Here is a 22,326-nt window from a genome sequence, read left to right on the forward strand (position 1 = left end):
CATCGTATTGAGCACCCAGTCAACTGACGGGCGAAGCGGGCATTTGATAATTGTTTGCATTTGAACGTCAAGGCACTTAAGGATTGAAATGAAGTTTCTCTGCACCTCAGGCGACCTCGCCCCCAACAGCAGCCGCGGTTTTGATATCGATGGCAACAGGCTGTTGGCGGTGCGTCGGGACGGCATTGCGTACTTCTATCTCAACCGCTGCCCCCATCGTGGCATCCCGCTGGAATGGCAACCTGATCGCTTCCTCGACGACAGCGCCAGCCTGATCCAATGCGCCACCCATGGCGCATTGTTTCTGATTGAAAGCGGCGAGTGCATCGCCGGGCCCTGCGCAGGCCAACACCTCACTGCCCTGCCCGGCCGTGAAGACGAACAGGGATTGTGGGTCGATCTCTAATCGCCCAGCAGCACCTTCAGCCGACGCTCGACGTAAATCTCCTGAGGCGTGACGCGTACGCCGTAGGCCAGCACCTCTACACCTGCGGCCTTGGCCTCACGTAGCGCCGCCGCATAACCGGCGTCGATTTCCACCGCCGGACGCACCGCGTCGATCCCCGACAGGTTCACGCAATACAGCTGCACCGCCCGTATACCGTCGCGCGCCAGGTGGGCCAGCTCACGCAAGTGCTTGGCACCGCGCTGCGTCACCGCGTCGGGGAAAGCCGCCACTGAGCTGCCATCAAAGCCCAGGGTGACGCTTTTGACCTCGACAAACGCAGCGCCCTGGGGGTAATCCAGGCGAAAGTCGATGCGGCTTTTCTCCTGGCCATAAGGCACCTCACGCTTCAACGCAGTAAAGCCGTTGAGCTCAGTGATCACACCGGCCAGCAAGGCTTCTTCCACCAACTGGTTGGCACGCGCGGTGTTGACGCACGCCAGCCGGCCCTGGGGCGTTTCGGCAATTTCCCACGTGCCCGGCAGCTTGCGCTTGGGATCCGTAGAACGGCTGAACCAGACCTGGCCACCTTCGACCATGCAGTTGAGCATCGAACCGGTGTTAGGGCAGTGAATGGTGAGCAACTCGCCGGTAACGGTTTCGATATCGGTGAGAAAGCGCTTGTAGCGGCGGATCAGCCGCCCTTCTTCAAGAGGAGGATTAAAACGCATCAGGCTTGCCAACTCCGCAAACCACGGGCAATCCGCTCCACCGCTTCTTGCAGCCGATCGAGGTTTTGCGTGTAGGCAAAACGCACATGGTGCCCCGCCTGGTAGCGGCCGAAATCCAACCCGGGCGTAAAGGCCACATGCTCGGTTTTGAGGAAATGACGGCAAAACGCGAAGGCATCGCCGCCGAACGCGCTGATATCGGCATACAGATAAAAGGCTCCTTCGGGCTCCACGGCGATACCGAACCCCAGCTCACGCAGAGCCGGCAGCAGGAAGTCACGGCGGCGACCAAATTCGGCACGGCGCTGCTCCAGAATCTCCAGGGTTTGCGGGGTGAAACAAGCCAAGGCGGCATGTTGTGCCATGCTTGGCGCACTGATGTAGAGGTTCTGGGCCAATTTTTCCAGTTCACCCACCGCCTCAGGGGGCGCCACCAGCCAACCGAGGCGCCAGCCGGTCATGCCGAAATACTTCGAAAAACTATTCAGGACAAAGGCGTCATCATCAACTTCCAGCACGCTGGCGGCGTCGGTGCCGTAGGTGAGGCCGTGATAAATCTCGTCGACCACCAAGTGACCGTTGCGCGCCTTGATGGCGCTCGACAGCCCAGCCAACTCGTCCCGGGTGAGGATCGTGCCGGTGGGGTTGGCGGGCGACGCCACCAGTGCGCCGACACTGTCCTGGTCCCAATGCCTGGCCACCAGATCGGCGGTCAACTGGTAGCGTACGTCTGGGCCGACCGGCACCAACTGCGCCGCGCCTTCCACAAGGCGCAGGAAGTGCCGGTTGCAGGGGTAGCCTGGGTCCGCAAGCAGCCAGTGCTTACCCGGATCCACCAGCAAACTGCTGGTCAGCAATAACGCGCCGGAGCCACCGGGGGTGATCAGAATGCGCTGCGGGTCGATGCTCAAACCGTAGCGTTGCTGGTAGAAACCACTGATGGCTTCGCGCAACTCCGGCAAGCCGCGGGCGGCGGTGTAGCGCGTCTTACCGTTTGCCAACGCCGCTTGGCCGGCCTGGATGATCGGTTCGGCGGTGGTGAAGTCCGGCTCGCCGATTTCCAGGTGGATCACGTCGTGACCGGCGGCCTGCAGCTCATTGGCACGCGCCAGTAACGCCATGACATGAAAAGGTTCGATGGCGCGACTACGCGCACTGTAGGGCTGAGCCATTAGCCTTCCTTAGACGGTGAGGACAAAATCTGGATTCTACCGAACCCTCACGGTAAAACATGCTCTATTGCCTGATTGGGGCTGCAAGTGCACCCTGCGCGCGCTCGTAAAACAGCTAAAATCAACATTCGAGGCGATACATACCCAGTCATGGCGGGCTGCTGCAGTTTGCAACCCCTTTGCCTTGGGCCTCGACAACCGGGAGTAGCGCACCCTGAATCTATCTGGTAAGTTCGCCCGCTTGCAGCCGCAGGGCCGGCAGGTGTCGGTGACGTTGCAATCCTGCGCAATGGATTAGAAGAGTGAGAGGCGGTCTATTCATGTCCACCCAAGCAAAGCAACAGCAGACTCAAGGCCTCGGCGGCTTCGAACCCTATGTCGAAAAAAAGGGCGAGGAGTACATGGGCGAGCCCATGCGCGAGCACTTCACCAAGATCCTCAACAAGTGGAAACAGGACTTGATGCAGGAAGTCGACCGTACGGTTGACCATATGAAGGATGAAGCGGCCAACTTCCCTGACCCGGCCGATCGCGCCAGCCAGGAAGAAGAGTTCGCCCTCGAACTGCGCGCCCGCGATCGCGAGCGTAAGTTGATCAAGAAGATCGACAAGACCCTGCAACTGATCAAAGACGAAGAATACGGCTGGTGTGAATCCTGCGGCGTCGAAATCGGTATTCGCCGACTGGAAGCCCGCCCAACCGCGGACCTGTGCGTAGACTGCAAGACCTTGGCTGAAATCAAGGAAAAACAGGTCGGCAAGTAACTTTGCCGAGTTGAACGAATGGAGCGTGCGAACGCTCCATTTTTGTTTCTGGCGTTTACCGGTTATGCAGTAGTATCCGGGCCATGACAGCCTCTACCTATATTGGGCGTTTCGCCCCCACACCCAGCGGCCATTTGCACTTCGGTTCCCTGGTTGCCGCCCTCGCCTCCTACCTCGATGCACGCGCCCACCACGGCCGTTGGTTGATGCGCATGGAAGACCTTGACCCTCCCCGTGAAGAGCCCGGCGCTCAGGCGGCGATCCTGCATGCGCTGGAAAGCTACGGCTTTGAATGGGATGGCGAACTGGTTCGCCAGAGCGAGCGGCATGATGCCTACGCTAAAGTGCTCAACGACCTGTTCAACCATGGCCTGGCCTACGCCTGCACCTGCTCGCGCAAGCAATTGGAGCCCTACAACGGGATTTACCCAGGCTTGTGCCGCAATGCCGGCCACGAACAGCAGGATGCCGCGATCCGCCTGCGCGTGCCCGAGTTGGAGTATCACTTTGTCGACCGCGTCCAGGGCGAGTTCCGGCAGCATCTGGGTCGCGATGCCGGCGACTTCATCATTCGTCGGCGCGATGGCCTCTACGCCTACCAACTGGCGGTGGTGCTCGACGACGCCTGGCAAGGTGTAACCGATATCGTACGCGGCGCCGACCTGCTCGACTCCACGCCGCGCCAGCTTTACTTGCAAGAACTGCTCGGCCTGCGCCAACCCCGCTACTTGCACGTGCCGCTGATCGTGCAGCCAGACGGCAACAAGCTGGGCAAGTCCTACCGCTCTCCACCGTTGACAGCCGACCAAGCCACGCCTTTGCTGCTCAGAGCGCTGCGTGCCCTTGGCCAACAGCCCGACGCGCAGTTGCAGTACGCCAGCCCACGAGAACTGCTGGATTGGGGCATTGCACACTGGGACGCCACCCGCATCCCACGCACACTGACCCTGGCCGAAGCGCAATTGAGTTGAAGGCGCTTGCAGGTTGCCCATCATCCGTTAACATCGCGGCAGATTTTTAATCAGAGGCCAACATGTACATCTATCGTTTGGTCCTGCTGCTGGTCGTCGGGATCTACCTGTTCTCCCCCGCCATCATGGATTGGTGGATCGACGCCACGGGCGCCTGGTATCGCCCTTATCTGCTATGGCTGATCCTGATCGTCGTGACCTTCATCCTGCAGAGCCAAAAAGATGCCGATGAGCTTTAGTCTCACCCAGATGCTGCTGATCAGCGCCGCCTACCTGGCTGCGTTATTCGGCGTGGCCTGGATCAGTGAGCGCGGAATGATTCCGCGGGCGATCATTCGCCATCCGTTGACCTATACCTTGTCCCTGGGCGTCTACGCCAGTGCCTGGGCGTTCTACGGCACGGTGGGGCTGGCCTATCAGTACGGCTACGGCTTTCTCTCCAGTTACCTGGGGGTGTCCGGCGCGTTCCTGCTGGCGCCGGTGCTGCTGTATCCGATCCTGAAAATCACCCGGACTTACCAACTGTCCTCCCTGGCAGACCTGTTTGCCTTTCGCTTTCGCAGCACCTGGGCCGGCGCGCTGACCACGATCTTCATGTTGATCGGCGTGCTGCCGTTGCTGGCCCTGCAGATCCAGGCGGTGGCCGATTCCATCAGCATCCTGACCCGCGAGCCCGTGCAACACCGGGTTGCCCTGGCGTTCTGCGCGCTGATCACCTTGTTCACCATCTTCTTTGGTTCTCGCCATATCGCCACCCGTGAGAAACACCAGGGCCTGGTGTTTGCGATTGCCTTTGAGTCGGTCATCAAGCTGATCGCCATCGGCGGCGTCGGCCTTTACGCGCTTTACGGCGTGTTCGACGGGCCGCAACAGCTGGAGCTGTGGCTGCTGCAAAACCAGACCGCCCTTGCCGCCTTGCATACGCCCTTGCAGGAGGGACCATGGCGTACGCTGCTGCTGGTGTTCTTCGCCTCGGCGATCGTGATGCCGCACATGTACCACATGACCTTCACCGAGAACCTCAACCCGCGCTCGCTGGTTAGCGCCAGCTGGGGCTTGCCGCTGTTCTTGCTGCTAATGAGCCTGGCGGTGCCGCTGATCCTGTGGGCCGGCCTGAAACTGGGGGCCACCACCAACCCTGAGTATTTCACCCTGGGCATCGGTATTGCCGCCAACAGCCCGGCTCTGGCGCTGCTGGCCTATGTCGGGGGGTTGTCGGCCGCCAGCGGGCTGATCATCGTTACCACCCTGGCACTCTCGGGCATGGCGCTCAACCACTTGGTACTGCCGCTGTACCAGCCGCCAGCCGAGGGTAATATCTACCGTTGGTTGAAATGGACCCGACGCGCGCTGATCGTCGCGATCATCATGGCCGGCTACGCGTTTTATCTGCTGCTGGGCGCCGGGCAAGACCTGGCCAACCTCGGCATCGTCGCGTTTGTCGCCACCTTGCAGTTCCTGCCGGGCGTGTTGTCGGTGCTGTACTGGCCGACCGCCAATCGCCGTGGCTTTATTGCCGGGCTGCTGGCCGGGATCCTGGTGTGGACCGTGACCATGCTGCTACCGCTGGTCGGCAACTTGCAGGGCTTCTATATCCCGTTGCTGAACATGATTTACGTGCTGGACGACACCAGTTGGCACATGGCTGCCATCGCCTCGCTGGCCGCCAACGTACTGATGTTTACCCTGATCTCGCTGTTCACCAACGCCAGCGCCGAAGAAACCAGCGCCGCCGAAGCCTGCGCGGTGGATAACGTGCGCCGCCCGCAACGCCGCGAACTGCATGCGGCCTCGCCCCAGGAGTTCGCCACACAACTGGCCAAGCCCCTGGGTGCCAAGGCCGCACAAAAGGAAGTTGAACAGGCGCTGCGCGACCTCTACCTGCCATTTGACGAGCGCCGCCCCTATGCCCTGCGCCGCCTGCGTGACCGTATCGAAGCCAACCTGTCCGGCTTGATGGGGCCGAGCGTGTCCCAGGACATGGTGGAAACCTTCTTGCCCTACAAGGCCGGTGGCGAAAACTACGTTACCGAAGACATCCACTTCATCGAAAGCCGGCTGGAGGATTACCACTCACGTCTCACGGGCCTGGCCGCCGAACTCGACGCCCTGCGCCGTTACCACCGCCAGACCCTGCAGGAACTGCCGATGGGCGTGTGTTCCCTGGCCAAGGACCAGGAAATCCTGATGTGGAACAAGGCCATGGAAGAACTCACCGGCATCGCCGCCCAGCGGGTGGTGGGTTCGCGCCTCAATACCCTGGGCGATCCCTGGAAAGAGCTGCTGCAGGGTTTCATCAACCTGCCAGACGAGCACTTGCACAAACAGCACTTGGCCCTCGACGGCCAGACCCGCTGGCTCAACTTGCACAAAGCGGCCATCGACGAGCCCCTGGCGCCGGGTAACAGCGGCCTGGTGCTGCTGGTCGAAGATTTGACCGATACACAGATGCTCGAAGACAAGCTGGTGCACTCCGAACGCCTGGCCAGCATTGGGCGCCTGGCGGCCGGCGTGGCTCATGAAATCGGTAACCCGATCACCGGTATCGCCTGCCTGGCGCAAAACCTGCGGGAAGAGCGTGAAGAAGACGGGGAAATCACCGAAATCAGCGGGCAAATCCTTGAACAGACCAAGCGGGTTTCACGCATCGTCCAGTCGCTGATGAGCTTTGCCCACTCCGGCGCCCATCAGAATCAGGACGAAGCGGTGTGCCTGGCCGAAGTGGCCCAGGATGCCATTGGGCTGTTGGCCTTGAACCGGCGCAATTTCGAAGTACAGTTCTTTAACCTGTGCGATCCGGACCATTGGGTCGATGGCGACTCACAACGCCTGGCCCAGGTGCTGATCAACCTGCTGTCCAACGCCCGCGACGCGTCGCCGGCCGGCAGTGCTGTACGCGTCAAGAGCGAGGCTTTCGAGCACACGGTCGACCTGATCGTGGAAGACGAAGGCAGCGGCATCCCACAGAACATCATGGACCGATTGTTCGAACCCTTCTTCACCACCAAGGACCCCGGTGAAGGTACCGGTCTGGGCCTTGCACTGGTCTATTCCATCGTTGAAGAGCATTATGGACAAATCACCATCGACAGCCCGGCTGACACACAAAGCCAACGCGGCACCCGTATCCGGGTGACCTTGCCGCGTCATGTCGAAGCGACGTCCGCTGTGAACTGAGACCGTCGAGAGAATTGAATCAATGCCGCACATTTTGATCGTCGAAGACGAAACCATTATCCGCTCTGCCTTGCGTCGCCTGCTTGAACGTAATCAGTACCAGGTCAGCGAAGCCGGCTCGGTGCAGGAAGCCCAAGAGCGATTCAGCATTCCCACGTTCGACCTGATTGTCAGTGACCTGCGCCTGCCAGGCGCCCCGGGCACCGAGCTGATCAAGCTGGGCCAGGGCACCCCGGTGCTGATCATGACCAGCTACGCCAGCCTGCGCTCGGCGGTGGACTCGATGAAGATGGGCGCGGTGGATTACATCGCCAAGCCTTTCGATCACGACGAGATGCTCCAGGCCGTGGCCCGCATCCTGCGTGACCGTGTGTCGGCCAGCAGTGCGCCTGCCGAGCCACGCCCCACCGGCAAGACCAGCGGCGCCGAAAAACCAGGTGCCAACAACAGCAATGGCGAGATCGGCATTATCGGCTCCTGCCCTCCGATGCAGGACTTGTACAGCAAGATCCGCAAGGTGGCGCCGACTGACTCCAATGTATTGATCCAGGGCGAGTCGGGCACCGGCAAAGAGCTGGTGGCCCGCGCCCTGCACAACCTGTCCAAGCGCGCCAAGGCGCCGATGATCTCGGTGAACTGCGCGGCGATCCCCGAATCCCTGATCGAGTCCGAGCTGTTCGGCCACGAGAAAGGTGCGTTCACCGGTGCGAGCGCCGGGCGTGCGGGCCTGGTGGAGGCCGCGGACGGCGGCACGTTGTTCCTTGATGAAATTGGCGAGTTGCCCCTGGAAGCACAGGCGCGTTTGCTGCGCGTGCTGCAGGAAGGCGAAATTCGCCGGGTCGGCTCGGTGCAATCGCAGAAGGTCGATGTTCGATTGATCGCGGCGACACACCGTGACCTCAAGAGCCTGGCCAAGATCGGCCAGTTCCGTGAGGACTTGTATTACCGCCTGCATGTCATCGCGCTCAAACTGCCGGCCCTGCGCGAGCGTGGCGCCGACGTCAACGAAATCGCCAACGCGTTCCTGTTGCGCCAAGGCGCACGCATTGACCGCACCGACCTGAAATTTGCCGCGGACGCCGAACAGGCGATCCGTCACTACTCGTGGCCAGGGAACGTGCGTGAGCTGGAGAACGCCGTCGAGCGCGCCGTGATTCTGTCGGAGAGCGCGGAGATCTCCGCCGAGTTGCTGGGCATCGACATTGAGCTCAGCGACCTGGATGACGACGACTTCATCGGCCTGGCCCCGCAGCAGGGCGGCGGTAGCAATACCAGCCATGAACCGACGGAAGATTTGTCACTGGAAGACTACTTCCAGCACTTCGTGCTCGAGCATCAGGACCATATGACCGAGACCGAGCTGGCACGCAAGCTGGGCGTGAGTCGCAAATGCCTGTGGGAACGGCGTCAGCGCCTGGGCATTCCGCGGCGCAAGACCGGGGTGGCCAGCGAAAGCTGAGGGTGCGGCCCCACAGGTAACACCTGTTGATGTGAAAAAACTGTTACCGCTGACTTTTCACGTAACAAAAGCCGGGGCTTACGGTAACGAAGCCCCGGCTTTTTTTTGGCCCTCAATCTGGCGAAACCAACCCAAACCCCCGGTTTTGCTGGTCGGCGCAAAAGTTGGCACGCACCCTGCTATATGCTTAGTACAAAAACAATAACAAGCTTTGTACAAGACAATAAAAATAAGACGAATCGACTCACGCATAACAAAAACAACACGGCGGAGGCGCAGCTAACTGATTCTTTTGGAGAGGCGTTGCATTTGGGGCTTGCCCCGCAACCAGGCCGAGAACAACAAAAACTGCCCTAAGGCAGAGCCTGAACTGGTTGGATCGTAGATCAGCAACACAGCGACCAAAGCAATCCGTTTGCTCTTGGCTCCCGATTGGGAGTGTCATGAAGGTGAAGCTTCGTGGCGAGGGCGATCAACAAAAACAAGAAGCCCGACATCAATAATAAAAATAGAGCACGCAACTACTTCTGGGGGAGCTTCGGCTCCCCTTGTAGTTTCCGGGATTTGACCTTCAAACGCTTATGGCGCAATGCCTTTAGCTTGTTCCTACACCATCCCCTGACTAAATGCTAGAATCCCCGCCCATCATGCGGTCATTCTTCGTTATGGCCGAACATTCCTTCAAACAGTGCATCCCATGCTGAAGAAGTTGTTCCAGTCATTCCGTTCTCCCTTGCGTCGAACGCAACACAAACGCAGCACGCCTGAAGTGCTCAACAGCAGCCAGCATTCGCTGCAGCGCGCTCAATTCAGCCGTTATGCAGTGAACATCGTCGAACGTTTGCAGAACGCCGGCTACCAGGCCTACCTGGTGGGTGGTTGCGTACGCGACATGCTGCTCAATATCACGCCCAAGGATTTCGACGTCGCCACCAGCGCCACGCCTGAACAAGTGCGCGCCGAGTTTCGTAATGCACGAATCATCGGCCGGCGCTTCAAGCTGGTGCATATCCACTTTGGTCGCGAAATCATCGAGGTCGCGACCTTCCGCGCCGGTCACCCGCAAAACGATGAAGAGGAGGACACTAACCAGTCTTCCCGTAACGAAAGCGGGCGCATCCTGCGCGATAACGTGTATGGCACTCTGGAAGAGGACGCGCAACGTCGCGACTTCACCATCAACGCCTTGTATTACGACCCGGTCAGCGAGCGCATCCTCGATTACGCCAACGGCGTACACGACATTCGCAACAACCTGATCCGGCTGATCGGCGACCCGACGCAGCGCTACCAGGAAGACCCGGTGCGCATGCTGCGTGCCGTGCGATTCGCCGCCAAGCTCAACTTCGGCATCGAAAAACACACCGCCGCGCCGATTCGCGAACTGGCGCCGATGCTGCGGGAAATCCCCTCGGCACGCCTGTTTGAGGAAGTGCTCAAGCTGTTCCTTTCGGGCTACGCCGCCGACACCTTTGAAATGCTGGTGGACCTGCAGTTGTTCGACCCCCTGTTCCCGGCCAGCGCCGAGGCCTTGGAGTACAACCCGACGTACACCCACACCTTGATCAGCGAAGCCTTGATCAACACCGACCTGCGCATCAAGCAGAACAAACCGGTGACCCCGGCATTCCTGTTTGCCGCCTTGTTGTGGCCGGCCCTGCCCAAACGCGTACTGCGCCTGCAGGACCGTGGCATGCCGCCGATCCCGGCCATGCAGGAAGCGGCTCACGAGCTGATCGCCGAACAGTGCCAACGCATCGCCATCCCCAAACGTTTCACCATGCCGATCCGCGAAATCTGGGACATGCAGGAGCGCCTGCCACGCCGCAGCGGCAAACGCGCCGATCTGTTGCTGGACAACCCGCGTTTCCGTGCCGGCTACGACTTCCTGCTGCTACGTGAAAGCGCGGGCGAGCAGACCGATGGCCTGGGCGAATGGTGGACCGATTATCAGGACGCCAATGACAGCCAGCGCCGCGAAATGATTCGCGAGTTGGGCAGCAAAGGCGATAGCGCCGGCGAAGGGCCGAAAAAGCGTCGCCGCAGCGGCACCAAGCGTAAACGCAGCAGTGCCGATGCGTCGGGCGCTGCGGGCGAATAAACGTGGAACGTATCTACATCGGCATGGGCAGCAACCTGGCTGCCCCGCAACAACAATTGCGCAGCGCGGTCGAGGCGCTGGCGCAACTGCCTGGCACCCACCTCGCCGGTGTGTCCGCCTTCTATCAAAGCGACTCGTTGCTGCCAGGCCAACCGCGCTACACCAACGCCGTTGCGGCTCTGGACAGTCACCTGGCGCCATTGGACCTGCTTGATGCGCTGCAAGCCATCGAGAGCGATCAGGGCCGCGAACGCCTGGAACGCTGGGGCCCGCGCACCTTGGACCTGGATATCCTGCTGTTCGGTGATCGCCTGATCGACGAGCCGCGCCTCAAGGTGCCGCACTACCAGATGCATCTGCGCGCGTTTGTGCTGTATCCGTTGGCTGAGTTGGCGCCTGCCGACCTGCAGCTACCTGACGGCCAGCGTTTGAGCGACCTGCTCACCGCCTGCCCGTTCGTCGGCCTGGAACGCCTCCCTCAAGAATGACTCGGTCAATGTGGGAGTTGGCTTGCCTGCGATGCTAGCGACACGGTGTATCAGCCACACCGAGGTGATGCCATCGCAGGCAAGCCAGCTCCCACATCAGATATTCAGTGCGCCCCCAACCTGTGCCCATCTTGCTGAATCGCGTCAGTAACAGCGGTAACACCGCCATCGTAACAATGCGGTAACACATCCAATTGACTTCCCGTGTCCTCCTCACGACTATAGGCGTCCCGCTGCCGCCAACCCGGCGCGACAGGGCGCAATCCAGGCCATATAAGCACTGCTTTCAAGACAGTGCGCCTGTATAAACGAAGACTCACGCGCGTTACTCGCTGTTTCCAAGCGCCTGAACGAGGACCCTTTCATGCCAGACATTACCCTGACCACCTTGCAGAGCCTCAAGCTCAAAGGTGAAAAAATCACCATGCTGACCTGCTATGACGCCACTTTCGCCCACGCCAGTTGCCAGGCTGGAGTCGAAGTGCTGCTGGTGGGCGACTCCCTGGGCATGGTTCTTCAAGGGAATGACAGCACGCTGCCTGTGACCACCGATGAACTCGCCTACCACACCGCCAGCGTCAAGCGTGGCAACGATGGCGCCTTTATCATCGCGGACCTGCCGTTCATGGGTTACGCCACCCTTGAGCAAACCTTCCTGAACGCCGGCAAGCTGATGCAGGCCGGCGCGCACATGATCAAAGTCGAAGGTGCCGTGTGGCTGGCCGAGTCGATCCGGCTGCTGGCCGAGCGCGGCGTGCCAGTGTGTGCGCACATGGGCCTGACACCGCAGTCGGTGAATATCCTCGGTGGCTACAAAGTGCAGGGCCGCAATGAAGCCCAGGCCCGCCAGATGCGCGCCGATGCCATCGCCCTGGAACAGGCCGGTGCAGCGATGATTCTGCTGGAGTGCGTGCCTAGCGAACTGGCTGCCGAAATCACCCAGGCCGTCAAAGTGCCCGTGATTGGGATTGGCGCCGGTTCCGCCACCGACGGACAGGTGCTGGTCCTGCACGACATGCTCGGCCTGTCGATCACCGGCCACGTGCCGAAGTTCGTGAAGAACTTCATGGCTGGCCAGGACAGCATCCACGCCGCCTTGAGCGCCTACGTCAGCGAAGTCAAAAACGTGACGTTCCCAGGCGTTGAACACGGATTCTCGGCATGAACACCGTTAAAACCGTCCGCGAACTGCGGGCTGCCGTAACCCACGCCCGTAGCGCCGGCAAGCGCATCGGCTTTGTACCCACCATGGGCAACCTGCACAGCGGCCACGCCACCCTGGTGACCAAGGCCGCGCAGCAAGCGGATTTCGTGGTGGCGAGCATTTTCGTCAATCCACTGCAATTCGGTGCTGGCGAAGACCTGGACAAATACCCGCGCACCTTGGCCGCCGACCAGGAAAAACTCCTGCAGGCCGGCTGCAACCTGCTGTTCGCGCCCACGGTCGAGGAAATGTACCCCGACGGCATGAACGGCCAAACCCGCGTCAGCGTGCCTCAGCTGTCCGAAGGCTTGTGCGGCGCCAGCCGCCCAGGGCACTTTGAAGGGGTGGCCACGGTGGTCAGCAAGCTGTTCAACATGGTCCAGCCGGACATGGCCGTATTTGGCCAGAAGGACTACCAGCAGTTGGCGGTGATCCGCGCTATGGTCCGCGACCTGAACATGCCGATCCAGATCATCGGCGAGCCCACCGTGCGCGCCGAGGACGGCCTCGCGCTGTCATCACGCAACGGTTACCTCACCGATGAGCAAAGGGCGGTCGCGCCAGTGCTGTACCGCGCGCTCAGCCAGATCGCCACGGCCATCCAAGGTGGCAATCACGATTTTGCCAGGCTTCGCGCCGAGCACATCCAGCAGATTGAAGCCGCAGGGCTGCGCATGGACTACCTGGAAGTGCGCCAAGGCGTACATCTGCGCCCAGCCACGGCTGAAGATCGTGATGTGGTGATCCTGGTCGCCGCTTATCTGGGGGCAACACGCCTCATCGATAACCTGCACCTGAACCTCGCCTGACGCCCGCTTTACCTCAACCTGTTGCCCCGACGGCTGTGCCGGTATAAAAAAGTACCGGCCACAGCGCAGACAAAGCCAAGACATATCCACACGCTAGGTTTAATGTAACTGCCCTGCGCTATGGTTAGCGCTGTCTGGAACCCAATCCTTGCGATAGGACTGGATGTTCCGGGCTTTGAAGTGTCCTAAAGGCAGTCCCCGTAATAAAAGGAAACCCGCAGCGATGGCGTACTACCGCACCCCTCATGACGTTACCGCGCTGCCCGCCTGGCAAGCGCTTGTTCAACATCGCCAAGCCATGCAGGATTTCAGCATGCGCGAGGCGTTCAATGCCGATCCTCAGCGTTTTTCCCAGTTCACCTTGAGCAGCTGCGGACTTTTCCTCGATTACTCGAAAAACCTGATCACCAGCGAAACCCGCGACCTGTTAGTGGGCCTGGCCAAGGAAGTCAATCTCAAGGCGGCGATCGACGCGCAGTACGCTGGCGAACCGGTCAACTCCTCCGAGGGCCGCCCTGCCCTGCACACCGCCCTGCGCCGCCCGGTGGGCGACAAGCTGTCGGTCAACGGCGTGAACATCATGCCGGACGTGCACAAGGTGCTGAACCAGATCACTGACCTGGTCGGCCGTATCCACGACGGCCTGTGGCGCGGCTACACCGAGAAGCCGATCACCGACGTGGTGAACATCGGTATCGGTGGCTCATTCCTCGGCCCGGAACTGGTCTCGGAGGCCTTGCTGTCCTACGCCCATAAAGGCGTGCGTTGCCACTACCTGGCGAACATCGACGGCAGCGAGTTCCACGAACTGACCATGAAGCTGCGCGCCGAGACCACGCTGTTTATCGTCTCGTCCAAATCCTTCAACACCCTGGAAACGCTGAAAAACGCCCAGGCCGCCCGCGCCTGGTACCTGGCCCAGGGGGGCTCGGAAGCCGAGCTGTATCGCCACTTCATCGCCGTCTCGAGCAACAATGCCGCGGCCGTGGCTTTCGGTATTCGCGAAGAAAACATCTTCCCAATGTGGGACTGGGTCGGTGGGCGCTACTCGCTGTGGTCTGCCATCGGTTTGCCAATTGCCCTGGCTATCGGCATGTCCAACTTCAAGGAACTGCTGTCGGGTGCCTACACCATGGACCAGCACTTCCTGAACGCGCCGTTCGAAGCCAACATGCCCGTGCTGCTGGGCTTGCTGGGGGTGTGGTACGGCAACTTCTGGGGTGCGCAGAGCCATGCGATCCTGCCGTACGACCATTACCTGCGTAACATCACCAAGCATTTGCAGCAGCTGGACATGGAATCCAATGGCAAGAGCGTGCGCCAGGACGGTACGCCAGTGTCCACCGATACCGGCCCGGTGATCTGGGGCGGCGTAGGCTGCAACGGCCAGCACGCTTACCACCAGTTGCTGCACCAAGGGACTCAACTGATCCCGGCCGACTTCATCGTGCCGATCGTCAGCTTCAACCCCGTGTCCGACCACCATCAGTGGCTGTACGCCAACTGCCTGTCCCAGAGCCAGGCGCTGATGCTCGGCAAGACCCGCAGCGAGGCCGAAACCGAGCTGCGTGAGAAGGGCCTGCCGGAAGCCGAAGTACAGAAGCTGGCACCGCACAAGGTGATCCCGGGTAACCGTCCGAGCAACACCCTGGTGGTCGAGCGCATCAGCCCGCGTCGCCTTGGCGCACTGGTGGCTATGTATGAACACAAGGTGTTCGTGCAGAGCGTGGTGTGGGGCATCAACGCCTTCGACCAATGGGGTGTTGAACTGGGCAAGGAGTTGGGCAAAGGCGTGTACAACCGCCTGACCGGCGCCGAAGAAACCTTGGCCGAAGATGCTTCGACCCAGGGCTTGATCAACTACTTCCGTGGTCGTCACCGCGGCTGAAGCCGTTCATTCAAGGCCAACGTGCGTTTGGACGTTGGCCTTGAACCCTCCCGCCCCAGGGTGCATCTTTATGACTTGTCGCAAAAACAAGAATAAGGAGCGCTCATGTTCGATATCAGCACCTTTCCCACCGCCGATGCCGTCCGCCGGGCTGCGCAACTCAGTCAAGAGGACTACCAGCGCCTCTATCGCCAATCCATCGACCAGCCAGACACCTTCTGGGCCGAACAGGCCAAGGGTTTTCTCGACTGGATAAAACCCTGGCACAACGTCCAGCAGTCAGACATCCACACCGGTGCCGCCCAATGGTTTGCCGGCGGTCAGTTGAACGTCAGCTACAACTGCATCGACCGCCACCTGGCGCAACGCGCCGATCAGCCGGCCTTCATCTGGGAAGGCGATGATCCGTCAAAATCCTGCACGATTACTTACCGTCAACTGCACCAAAACGTCAGCCGCCTGGCCAATGTGTTGAAAAGCCGTGGCGTGAACAAAGGTGATCGCGTTTGCATCTACATGCCGATGATCCCCGAGGCGGCCTACGCCATGCTGGCCTGCACGCGAATTGGCGCGGTGCACTCGGTGGTGTTTGGTGGTTTCTCTCCGGACGCCCTGCGCGACCGCATCCTCGACGCTGATTGCCGCACCGTGATCACCGCCGACGAGGGCGTACGCGGTGGCAAGCCCGTGGCGTTGAAACAGAACGTCGACAAAGCCCTGGCCAGTTGCCCGAACGTCAGCACGGTACTGGTGGTAGAGCGCACCGGGGCGGGCGTGAATTGGCACGAGGGCCGCGACCTAAAGTACCAAGCTGCCCTGGACGCCGCCAGCGACAACTGCCCACCCGAGCCGATGGACGCTGAAGACCCGCTGTTCATCCTCTATACCTCCGGCAGCACCGGCAAACCCAAAGGCGTGTTGCACACCACCGCTGGCTACCTGCTGCAAGCGGCGATGACCTTCAAGTACGTGCTCGATTACCAGGAAGGCGAAGTGTTCTGGTGCACCGCCGACGTGGGCTGGGTCACCGGCCACAGCTATATCGTCTACGGCCCGCTGGCCAATGGCGCCACCTCGCTGATGTTCGAAGGCGTGCCGAGTTATCCGGACAGTTCGCGCTTCTGGCAGGTCATCGATAAACACCAGGTGAATATCTTCTACACAGCACCCACCGCCTTGCGCGCCCTGATGCGTGAAGGCCACGGCCCGCTGCAGAGCACATCGCGCGCCAGCCTGCGCCTGCTGGGCAGCGTAGGTGAGCCGATCAACCCGGAAGCCTGGGACTGGTATTTCAACGCCGTCGGCGAACAGCGCTGCCCGATTGTCGATACCTGGTGGCAGACCGAAACCGGCGGCATCATGCTCAGCCCGCTGGTCAGCGCCCAGCGCATCAAACCGGGCTGCGCGACACAGCCCATGTTCGGCGTACAACCGGTGTTGCTCGATGAACAGGGCAAGGAAATCAGTGGCGCCGGCAGTGGTGTACTCGCCATCAGATCAAGCTGGCCGGGGCAGATTCGCAGCGTCTACGGCGACCCGCAGCGCATGATCGACACCTACTTCAAGCCCTACCCCGGCTACTACTTCACCGGGGATGGCGCACGGCGCGATGAAGACGGCGACTACTGGATCACCGGGCGGATCGACGATGTGATCAACGTGTCCGGCCATCGCATCGGCACCGCCGAGGTGGAAAGTGCGCTGGTGCTGCATGATCAGGTCGCCGAAGCCGCCGTGGTGGGCTACCCCCACGACGTCAAGGGCCAGGGCATCTACGCCTTTGTCACCCCCATGAATGGCGTCGAACCCAGCGACGCGTTGAAAAAGCACCTGCTGGAGTTGGTCAGCAAGGAGATTGGCAGCTTCGCCAAACCGGAATTGATCCAATGGGCCCCTGCCCTGCCGAAAACCCGCTCCGGCAAGATCATGCGGCGCATCTTGCGCAAGATCGCCTGTAACGAACTGGACAGCCTGGGCGACACCTCCACCCTGGCCGACCCCAGCGTGGTGGACGGTTTGATCGACAAACGCCTCAACCGATAGCGCCAGAATTATCCCCGGCCTGTGCAGGCCGGGGTTAGCTGTTAAACTTCGCGCCCCATTTTTCTTATTCATCAACCAGCAAGGCGCGCTCCATGACTCCCTTGAATCAGGCGCTGCGCGCCGCCCTCGATCACCGCCAAGACCTGATCAACACGCTGCACGCCCAGGGTACGGACTGCTATCGGCTGTTTCACGGCAGCCAGGAAGGCGCCGGTGGCTTGACCATCGACCGCTACGGTCCGCAATTGCTGGTACAAAGCTTCCACCAGTCCCTGGAAACGGCAGACCTGCTGGACCTGCACCAACTGATCAACCAATACATGGGCCTGGAATTGTTGCTGGTGTACAACGACCGTGCCCGCGGCAACTCGCGCATCGACCGCGAAGACACGGTGTACCGCGCGGAGCCTGGCGCATTGGAAGACCTGGTCGGCCACGAGTGGGGCCTCAACTACCGTGTGCGTGGGCGCCACGCCGGGCAAGACCCACTGCTGTTCCTCGACCTGCGCAACACCCGGGGCTGGGTCAAGGACCACAGCGCCGGCAAAAGCGTGCTGAACCTGTTCGCCTATACCTGCGGTGTAGGTTTGAGCGCGGCAGCGGGCGGCGCACGCGAGGTGTGCAACCTGGATTTTGCCGAGGGCAACCTGGCGGTAGGGCGTGAAAACGGCCAGCTCAACCCGCAGTTGCCGAGCATGGAGTTTGTACAGTCCGATTACTTCCCGGCGATTCGCCAACTGGCGGGCCTGCCGATCACCCAGCGTCGCGGGCAGAAACTGCCGAGCTATCCACGCCTGGAGCAGCGCCAGTACGACCTGGTACTGCTCGATCCTCCCGCTTGGGCCAAGAGCGCTTTCGGCACTGTCGACCTGTTGCGCGACTATCAAAGCCTGCTCAAACCCGCACTGCTGGCCACCGCCGACAATGGCGTGCTGATTTGCTGCAACAACCTGGCAAAGGTCAGCATGGAGGACTGGCGTGAACAGGTGCTGCGCTGCGCAGAAAAAGCCGGGCGCCCGGTGCGCGAATGGCAGGTTATGACACCCGGAGCCGACTTTCCCTCCAGGGACCAACAGCCTCCGCTGAAGACGCTGATCCTGCATTTGTAGGAAGTTTCCCAGCGCCCACGGTTCTTCGGAACCGAATTCCCGTGCCATACTCCAAGGCACTCTCGTTCGACATAGATGGCGTTCACCCATGCCCAAAGGATTGATCCGCGCCGTAGGCGCCTTGTTGACCGCCCTTGCTTTGTACAGCTTGCTGGGCTTTCTGATATTACCCGGCATCGCCCTTCGCATTGCCAACCAACAGTTGGCCAATTACGCCACGGTGCCGTCGCGAATCGAGCGCATCGAGCTCAACCCCTTCAGCCTGGAACTGACGCTGTGGGGCCTGAAGATCGGTGAGCCAGGCAAAGAGCAAGTAGGTTTCGAACGCCTCTACGCCAACCTGCAGATCGACAGCCTCTGGACCCGCGCCCTGCACTTGGCCGATGTGCAACTGGACAAGCCCAAGACCGAACTGCTGTTCGACAAGTCCGGCCAACTGAACCTGGCGCAGTTGTTCAAACTGCCACCGAGCGAGCCAACCCCGGACGATCCCGATGCCAAGCCGTTCCCACTGCGTATCGACAGCATCAAGCTGGCGGGCGGTAACCTGCACTTCCAGGACCTGCGCCCCAGCGAGCCCATCGAATTCCTCTACGACGAACTCGACTTCGAGCTGAAAAACCTCAGCACCTTGCCTGACGACAATGCCGACATGACGCTGGTCGCCGCCGGCCCCGAAGGTGGGCAAATCGACTGGAAAGGCAACTTCAGCCTGGTACCGATCACCTCCGAAGGTACCTTGAAGGTTACCGACGGCAAGATGAAAGCCTGGTGGCCGTATGTACGTGACGCCCTGCCACTGGTGCTGGAAGACGGGGTGCTCAACTTCAGCACTGACTACAAATTCAGCCTGGCCAAAGAAACCGAGCTGAACCTGACCAACACCGCCGCCAGCATCGCCCCCTTTGCGATCAAGGCCCCCGATGGCCGGCCACTGGCACGCCTGGAGCGCCTGGACGTCAGCGAAACCACAGTAGACCTGGCCAAGCAGCAGGTCATTGTCGGCAAGATCCGCAGCAACAAGCTGGAAACCTGGGCCGCCCGTGAGGCCGATGGTCAACTGGACTGGCAGAAACTGTTCGCCAGCCAACCGAGCAAACCGGCCAAGGCACCGGAGCCAGCCGCTGCCGACGCGCCTTCGGCGCAACCGACTGCACCTAGCAAGCCGTGGCAAGTGCTGCTCAAGGATGTGCAACTGCGTAACTATCAGGTTCACCTGGCAGACCGACAGGCTAAACCTGCGGTCGCGCTGGAACTGGGCCCGTTGAATGTCGACGTACAAAACTTTGACAGCCTCAACCAGAGCCCCTTCGCCTTGAAGGTCGACACCGGCCTGGGTAAGCAAGGCAAGATCCAGGCAACAGGCGAAGTTAACCTCAACCCGGTCAGCGCCAAGCTGAAAGTCAACACCCAGGACATCGACCTGCGGGTCGCCCAGGCCTATATCAGCCCGTTTATTCGCCTGGAATTGCGCAGCGGCATGCTGGGCAGCAACCTGGACGTAAACCTCAAAAGCACCGAGCCACTGGCCCTCCAGGTCACCGGCCGCGCCCAGGTTGACCAGTTGCATACCCTGGACACCCTGAAGACCCGCGACTTCCTCAAGTGGCAGCGCCTGGTGCTAGAGGGCGTGAACTACCAGCACGGCCAAAGCCTGTCGATCGACAAGGTCAACCTGTTGCAGCCGTATGCGCGCTTCATGATCAACGAAGATCGCACCACTAACATCGACGACCTGCTGATTCCGCAGCCGGCCGACAGCGGCAGCAAGTCGGCAGCCAAACCTGCCGCCAGTAACGACAAGCCCCTGGGCATTCATATCGGGCAGATCGCGATCAACGACGGTTCGGCCAACTTTGCCGACTTCAGCCTCACCCCCAACTTTGCCACCGCGATTCAACAGCTCAACGGCCAGATTGGCACCATCGACAGTCGCCAGGCCAAACCGGCCAGCGTCGATATCAAAGGCAAGGTGGACCGTTACGCGCCAGTGACGATCAAAGGCAGCGTGAATCCGTTTGATCCGATGGCCGCGCTGGACATCGCCACCAGCTTCAAGCGTGTCGAGCTGACCAACCTGACGCCTTACTCAGGTAAATTCGCAGGCTTCCGCATCCGCAAGGGCCGCCTGAATCTCGATCTGCACTACGTGATCACCAAAGGCCAATTGAAGGCTGAAAACAAAGTGGTGGTCGAGCAACTGCAGTTGGGTGAAAAAGTCGACAGCTCTGATGCCGTCGACTTACCGATTCGCCTGGCTGTCGCCCTGCTCAAGGACTCCGACGGCAAGATCTCCATCGAACTGCCGGTAAGCGGCGACCTGAACAACCCGCAATTCAGCGTGATGCCGATTGTATGGCAGACCCTGCGCAACCTCGTGGTGCGCGCGGCAACCGCGCCCTTCAAGTTCATTGGTGGGCTGGTCACTGGTGGCGGCTCTGAAGACTTGGGCAATGTGTCGTTCGCCGCAGGCTCCAGTGAACTGAACAAAGACGCCGAAGGCGCCCTGAACACCCTGGCCAAGGCGCTGAAAGAACGCCCTGCCCTGCGCCTGGAAATTGAAGGCACAGCTGCCGCCAGCAGCGACGGGCCGTTCCTGGCCGCACAGCGACTGGAACGTGAATACCAATACAACTATTACAAGATCCTCCAGCGCCGTGGCGACAAAGTCCCGGCCCAGGCCTCGTTGCTTGAGGTGCCGGAGAAGGAAAAAGCACCATTGCTGGAAGGCATCTACCGCACCCGCCTCAAACAGCAACCCCCGGCCGAATGGAAAGACCTGGGCAGCGATGAGCGCTCGGCGAAGCTCAAGGACGGTGTGATCAAGTTCTGGAGTGGCAGTGACGTGCTACTGCGCCAGTTGGGGCAGGACCGAGCCAGCACGATCAAGGATTACCTGGTAGACAAGGGCCAGTTGGAAGATGACCGCGTGTACTTCATTGATGCGCAGTTGGGGCAGGCCGAGAAAGATGGCCGAGTGATCACTCCAATGCACTTGGACGCTGAGTAACTTCTAAGCACCGCCCATCCTAATGTGGGAGCTGGCTTGCCTGCGATAGCATCACCTCGGTGCAACTGAATGACCGAGGTGCCAGCATCGCAGGCAAGCCAGCTCCCACATTTTTTTGGCCTGATCATTCTGTTTCAGCCTGAAATAGAACAGGCCCCGACACAAGTGCCGGGGCCTGTAATGACCACATCCGTGTGGTCGGTCGCATGAACTCCAGAGGTGCGTCAGGTGGATATCTAACTCACCCTAAGCCGCCGCTATTCAGTTCAAACGAAACGTCAGCATTACTCTGCTTTCAGGCCATCGGCCGATACAGCTTTAACGCCTTTGATCTTCTTGGTGATCGCTACAGCCGTTTCTTTCTGCGAAGCGGTCACAGCGGTAGGCGACGACAGGGATACAACACCTTTGTTGGTTTCAACCTTGATGTCGGTGCCAGGAATGCCTTTTTCAGTTACCAGGTCAGCCTTCACTTTGGTAGTGATCCAGGTATCGCTGGTGGTCTCTTTAGCGTCGTGGGCAGCGCCTTTGGTTTTGTCGATGCCGTCAGCTTTGGTAGCGCCGCCAGCCAGCAGGCCGTCAGCAGAAACAGCAGTCACACCTTTGATTTTCTTGGTGATCCCTACAGCCATTTCTTTCTGCGAATCCGAGATAGCTACGTCGGAGGACAGGGAAACCACACCTTTGTTGGTCTCAACCTTGATGTCCGAACCTGGAATGCCTTTTTCGGTCAGCAGGTCAGCTTTGACTTTAGTGGTGATCCAAGTATCCGAAACGCTTTCCTTAGCCTTGGTCGCTTCACCGGCCGCCAAAGTCATAGGGGCTTGGGAAGTCTGAGCAAAGGCTACGTTAGCACCCATGGCCAGGGTCAGAGCGGTAGCAGTAGCGAGAGCGAACTTCTTCATACGAGTAACTCCTGTTTTATTAAAAGTCTGCAGGCGTAAACCTTCATGCTGCAGCGCTACCAGGGATATTGCAGGCAGTGTGCCAACTCGCCGAACAGGTTAAATTCCTT

17 protein-coding genes are annotated in these 22,326 nt (G+C 60.3%); 14 read left to right on the plus strand and 3 right to left on the minus strand.

Going from position 1 to position 22,326, the window contains the following annotated elements:
- Positions 1-88 precede the first annotated feature (88 nt).
- Positions 89-406 carry a Rieske (2Fe-2S) protein gene (locus JJD66_RS01910; protein WP_105228494.1) on the plus strand — a complete coding sequence of 106 codons (318 nt, stop codon included), beginning with the start codon at positions 89-91 and terminating at the stop codon, positions 404-406.
- Here JJD66_RS01910 and sfsA read toward each other — a convergent pair.
- A complete protein-coding gene (gene sfsA / locus JJD66_RS01915; protein WP_014719939.1) occupies positions 403-1,116 on the minus strand; it encodes a DNA/RNA nuclease SfsA in 714 nt (237 codons plus the stop codon). The two genes, JJD66_RS01910 and sfsA, sit on opposite strands and share 4 nt — an antisense overlap.
- Positions 1,116-2,288 carry a pyridoxal phosphate-dependent aminotransferase gene (locus tag JJD66_RS01920; protein ID WP_200647496.1) on the minus strand — a complete coding sequence of 391 codons (1,173 nt, stop codon included), beginning with the start codon at positions 2,286-2,288 and terminating at the stop codon, positions 1,116-1,118. The genes sfsA and JJD66_RS01920 overlap by 1 nt, the downstream gene beginning before the upstream one ends.
- A gap of 320 nt (positions 2,289-2,608) precedes the next feature.
- Between JJD66_RS01920 and dksA the strand changes: the two genes are divergently transcribed.
- The 13 genes from dksA (at position 2,609) to JJD66_RS01985 (ending at position 21,311) form a co-directional block, all read left to right on the plus strand.
- Entirely contained in the window at positions 2,609-3,052 is a 444-nt protein-coding gene (dksA, locus tag JJD66_RS01925) for an RNA polymerase-binding protein DksA (protein WP_003194150.1), read from the plus strand.
- An 83-nt stretch (positions 3,053-3,135) separates the two neighbouring features.
- Positions 3,136-4,023, plus strand: coding sequence for a tRNA glutamyl-Q(34) synthetase GluQRS (gluQRS, locus tag JJD66_RS01930; protein WP_034127016.1), 888 nt, complete (start codon positions 3,136-3,138; stop codon positions 4,021-4,023).
- Between the two features lie 62 nt (positions 4,024-4,085).
- Positions 4,086-4,262 carry a hypothetical protein gene (locus tag JJD66_RS01935; protein ID WP_003176118.1) on the plus strand — a complete coding sequence of 59 codons (177 nt, stop codon included), beginning with the start codon at positions 4,086-4,088 and terminating at the stop codon, positions 4,260-4,262.
- Positions 4,246-7,200, plus strand: a complete 2,955-nt coding sequence (locus JJD66_RS01940; protein ID WP_003194154.1) for a sensor histidine kinase — start codon at positions 4,246-4,248, stop codon at positions 7,198-7,200. The genes JJD66_RS01935 and JJD66_RS01940 overlap by 17 nt, the downstream gene beginning before the upstream one ends.
- A 22-nt stretch (positions 7,201-7,222) precedes the next feature.
- Positions 7,223-8,659: a sigma-54-dependent transcriptional regulator gene (locus JJD66_RS01945; protein WP_200647497.1), complete on the plus strand. Its 1,437-nt coding sequence runs from the start codon at positions 7,223-7,225 to the stop codon at positions 8,657-8,659.
- A gap of 697 nt (positions 8,660-9,356) precedes the next feature.
- Positions 9,357-10,760, plus strand: a complete 1,404-nt coding sequence (locus tag JJD66_RS01950; RefSeq protein WP_003194157.1) for a polynucleotide adenylyltransferase PcnB — start codon at positions 9,357-9,359, stop codon at positions 10,758-10,760.
- A 2-nt stretch (positions 10,761-10,762) separates the two neighbouring features.
- Positions 10,763-11,248 carry a 2-amino-4-hydroxy-6-hydroxymethyldihydropteridine diphosphokinase gene (folK, locus tag JJD66_RS01955; RefSeq protein ID WP_200647498.1) on the plus strand — a complete coding sequence of 162 codons (486 nt, stop codon included), beginning with the start codon at positions 10,763-10,765 and terminating at the stop codon, positions 11,246-11,248.
- A 364-nt stretch (positions 11,249-11,612) separates the two neighbouring features.
- Positions 11,613-12,413, plus strand: coding sequence for a 3-methyl-2-oxobutanoate hydroxymethyltransferase (gene panB, locus JJD66_RS01960; RefSeq protein ID WP_034127012.1), 801 nt, complete (start codon positions 11,613-11,615; stop codon positions 12,411-12,413).
- On the plus strand, positions 12,410-13,261 hold the full coding sequence (panC, locus tag JJD66_RS01965; RefSeq protein WP_198715326.1) for a pantoate--beta-alanine ligase: 852 nt from the start codon (positions 12,410-12,412) through the stop codon (positions 13,259-13,261). Before panB ends, panC begins: the two co-directional genes overlap by 4 nt.
- 223 nt (positions 13,262-13,484) lie before the next feature.
- Entirely contained in the window at positions 13,485-15,149 is a 1,665-nt protein-coding gene (gene pgi, locus JJD66_RS01970) for a glucose-6-phosphate isomerase (protein WP_034127010.1), read from the plus strand.
- 105 nt (positions 15,150-15,254) lie between these two features.
- Entirely contained in the window at positions 15,255-17,192 is a 1,938-nt protein-coding gene (gene acs / locus JJD66_RS01975; RefSeq protein ID WP_200647499.1) for an acetate--CoA ligase, read from the plus strand.
- Between the two features lie 92 nt (positions 17,193-17,284).
- Positions 17,285-18,301 (plus strand): class I SAM-dependent rRNA methyltransferase, encoded by a 1,017-nt coding sequence (locus tag JJD66_RS01980; protein ID WP_014719947.1) that lies wholly within the window; start codon positions 17,285-17,287, stop codon positions 18,299-18,301.
- A gap of 88 nt (positions 18,302-18,389) precedes the next feature.
- Positions 18,390-21,311, plus strand: coding sequence for a DUF748 domain-containing protein (locus tag JJD66_RS01985; RefSeq protein WP_200647500.1), 2,922 nt, complete (start codon positions 18,390-18,392; stop codon positions 21,309-21,311).
- Between the two features lie 284 nt (positions 21,312-21,595).
- Here the strand turns inward: JJD66_RS01985 and JJD66_RS01990 are convergent, their stop codons facing one another.
- Complete coding sequence (locus tag JJD66_RS01990; protein WP_054898021.1) at positions 21,596-22,216, minus strand: BON domain-containing protein; 621 nt, start codon at positions 22,214-22,216, stop codon at positions 21,596-21,598.
- Positions 22,217-22,326 lie beyond the last annotated feature (110 nt).

Source organism: Pseudomonas sp. MF6751 (genome assembly GCF_016613265.1).
GTDB classification, from domain to species: Bacteria; Pseudomonadota; Gammaproteobacteria; order Pseudomonadales; family Pseudomonadaceae; genus Aquipseudomonas; species Aquipseudomonas fluorescens_BV.

Excerpts from the sequence above, each read along its gene's own strand:
- pgi (WP_034127010.1), top strand. The coding sequence starts at position 13,485 with ATGGCGTACTACCGCACCCCTCATGACGTTACCGCGCTGCCCGCCTGG.
- panB (WP_034127012.1), top strand. The coding sequence starts at position 11,613 with ATGCCAGACATTACCCTGACCACCTTGCAGAGCCTCAAGCTCAAAGGT.
- JJD66_RS01920 (WP_200647496.1), bottom strand. The coding sequence starts at position 2,288 with ATGGCTCAGCCCTACAGTGCGCGTAGTCGCGCCATCGAACCTTTTCAT.
- dksA (WP_003194150.1), top strand. The coding sequence starts at position 2,609 with ATGTCCACCCAAGCAAAGCAACAGCAGACTCAAGGCCTCGGCGGCTTC.
- sfsA (WP_014719939.1), bottom strand. The coding sequence starts at position 1,116 with ATGCGTTTTAATCCTCCTCTTGAAGAAGGGCGGCTGATCCGCCGCTAC.
- JJD66_RS01950 (WP_003194157.1), top strand. The coding sequence starts at position 9,357 with ATGCTGAAGAAGTTGTTCCAGTCATTCCGTTCTCCCTTGCGTCGAACG.
- acs (WP_200647499.1), top strand. The coding sequence starts at position 15,255 with ATGTTCGATATCAGCACCTTTCCCACCGCCGATGCCGTCCGCCGGGCT.
- panC (WP_198715326.1), top strand. The coding sequence starts at position 12,410 with ATGAACACCGTTAAAACCGTCCGCGAACTGCGGGCTGCCGTAACCCAC.
- JJD66_RS01985 (WP_200647500.1), top strand. The coding sequence starts at position 18,390 with ATGCCCAAAGGATTGATCCGCGCCGTAGGCGCCTTGTTGACCGCCCTT.
- JJD66_RS01990 (WP_054898021.1), bottom strand. The coding sequence starts at position 22,216 with ATGAAGAAGTTCGCTCTCGCTACTGCTACCGCTCTGACCCTGGCCATG.
- JJD66_RS01935 (WP_003176118.1), top strand. The coding sequence starts at position 4,086 with ATGTACATCTATCGTTTGGTCCTGCTGCTGGTCGTCGGGATCTACCTG.
- gluQRS (WP_034127016.1), top strand. The coding sequence starts at position 3,136 with ATGACAGCCTCTACCTATATTGGGCGTTTCGCCCCCACACCCAGCGGC.
- JJD66_RS01940 (WP_003194154.1), top strand. The coding sequence starts at position 4,246 with ATGCCGATGAGCTTTAGTCTCACCCAGATGCTGCTGATCAGCGCCGCC.
- JJD66_RS01910 (WP_105228494.1), top strand. The coding sequence starts at position 89 with ATGAAGTTTCTCTGCACCTCAGGCGACCTCGCCCCCAACAGCAGCCGC.
- JJD66_RS01980 (WP_014719947.1), top strand. The coding sequence starts at position 17,285 with ATGACTCCCTTGAATCAGGCGCTGCGCGCCGCCCTCGATCACCGCCAA.
- JJD66_RS01945 (WP_200647497.1), top strand. The coding sequence starts at position 7,223 with ATGCCGCACATTTTGATCGTCGAAGACGAAACCATTATCCGCTCTGCC.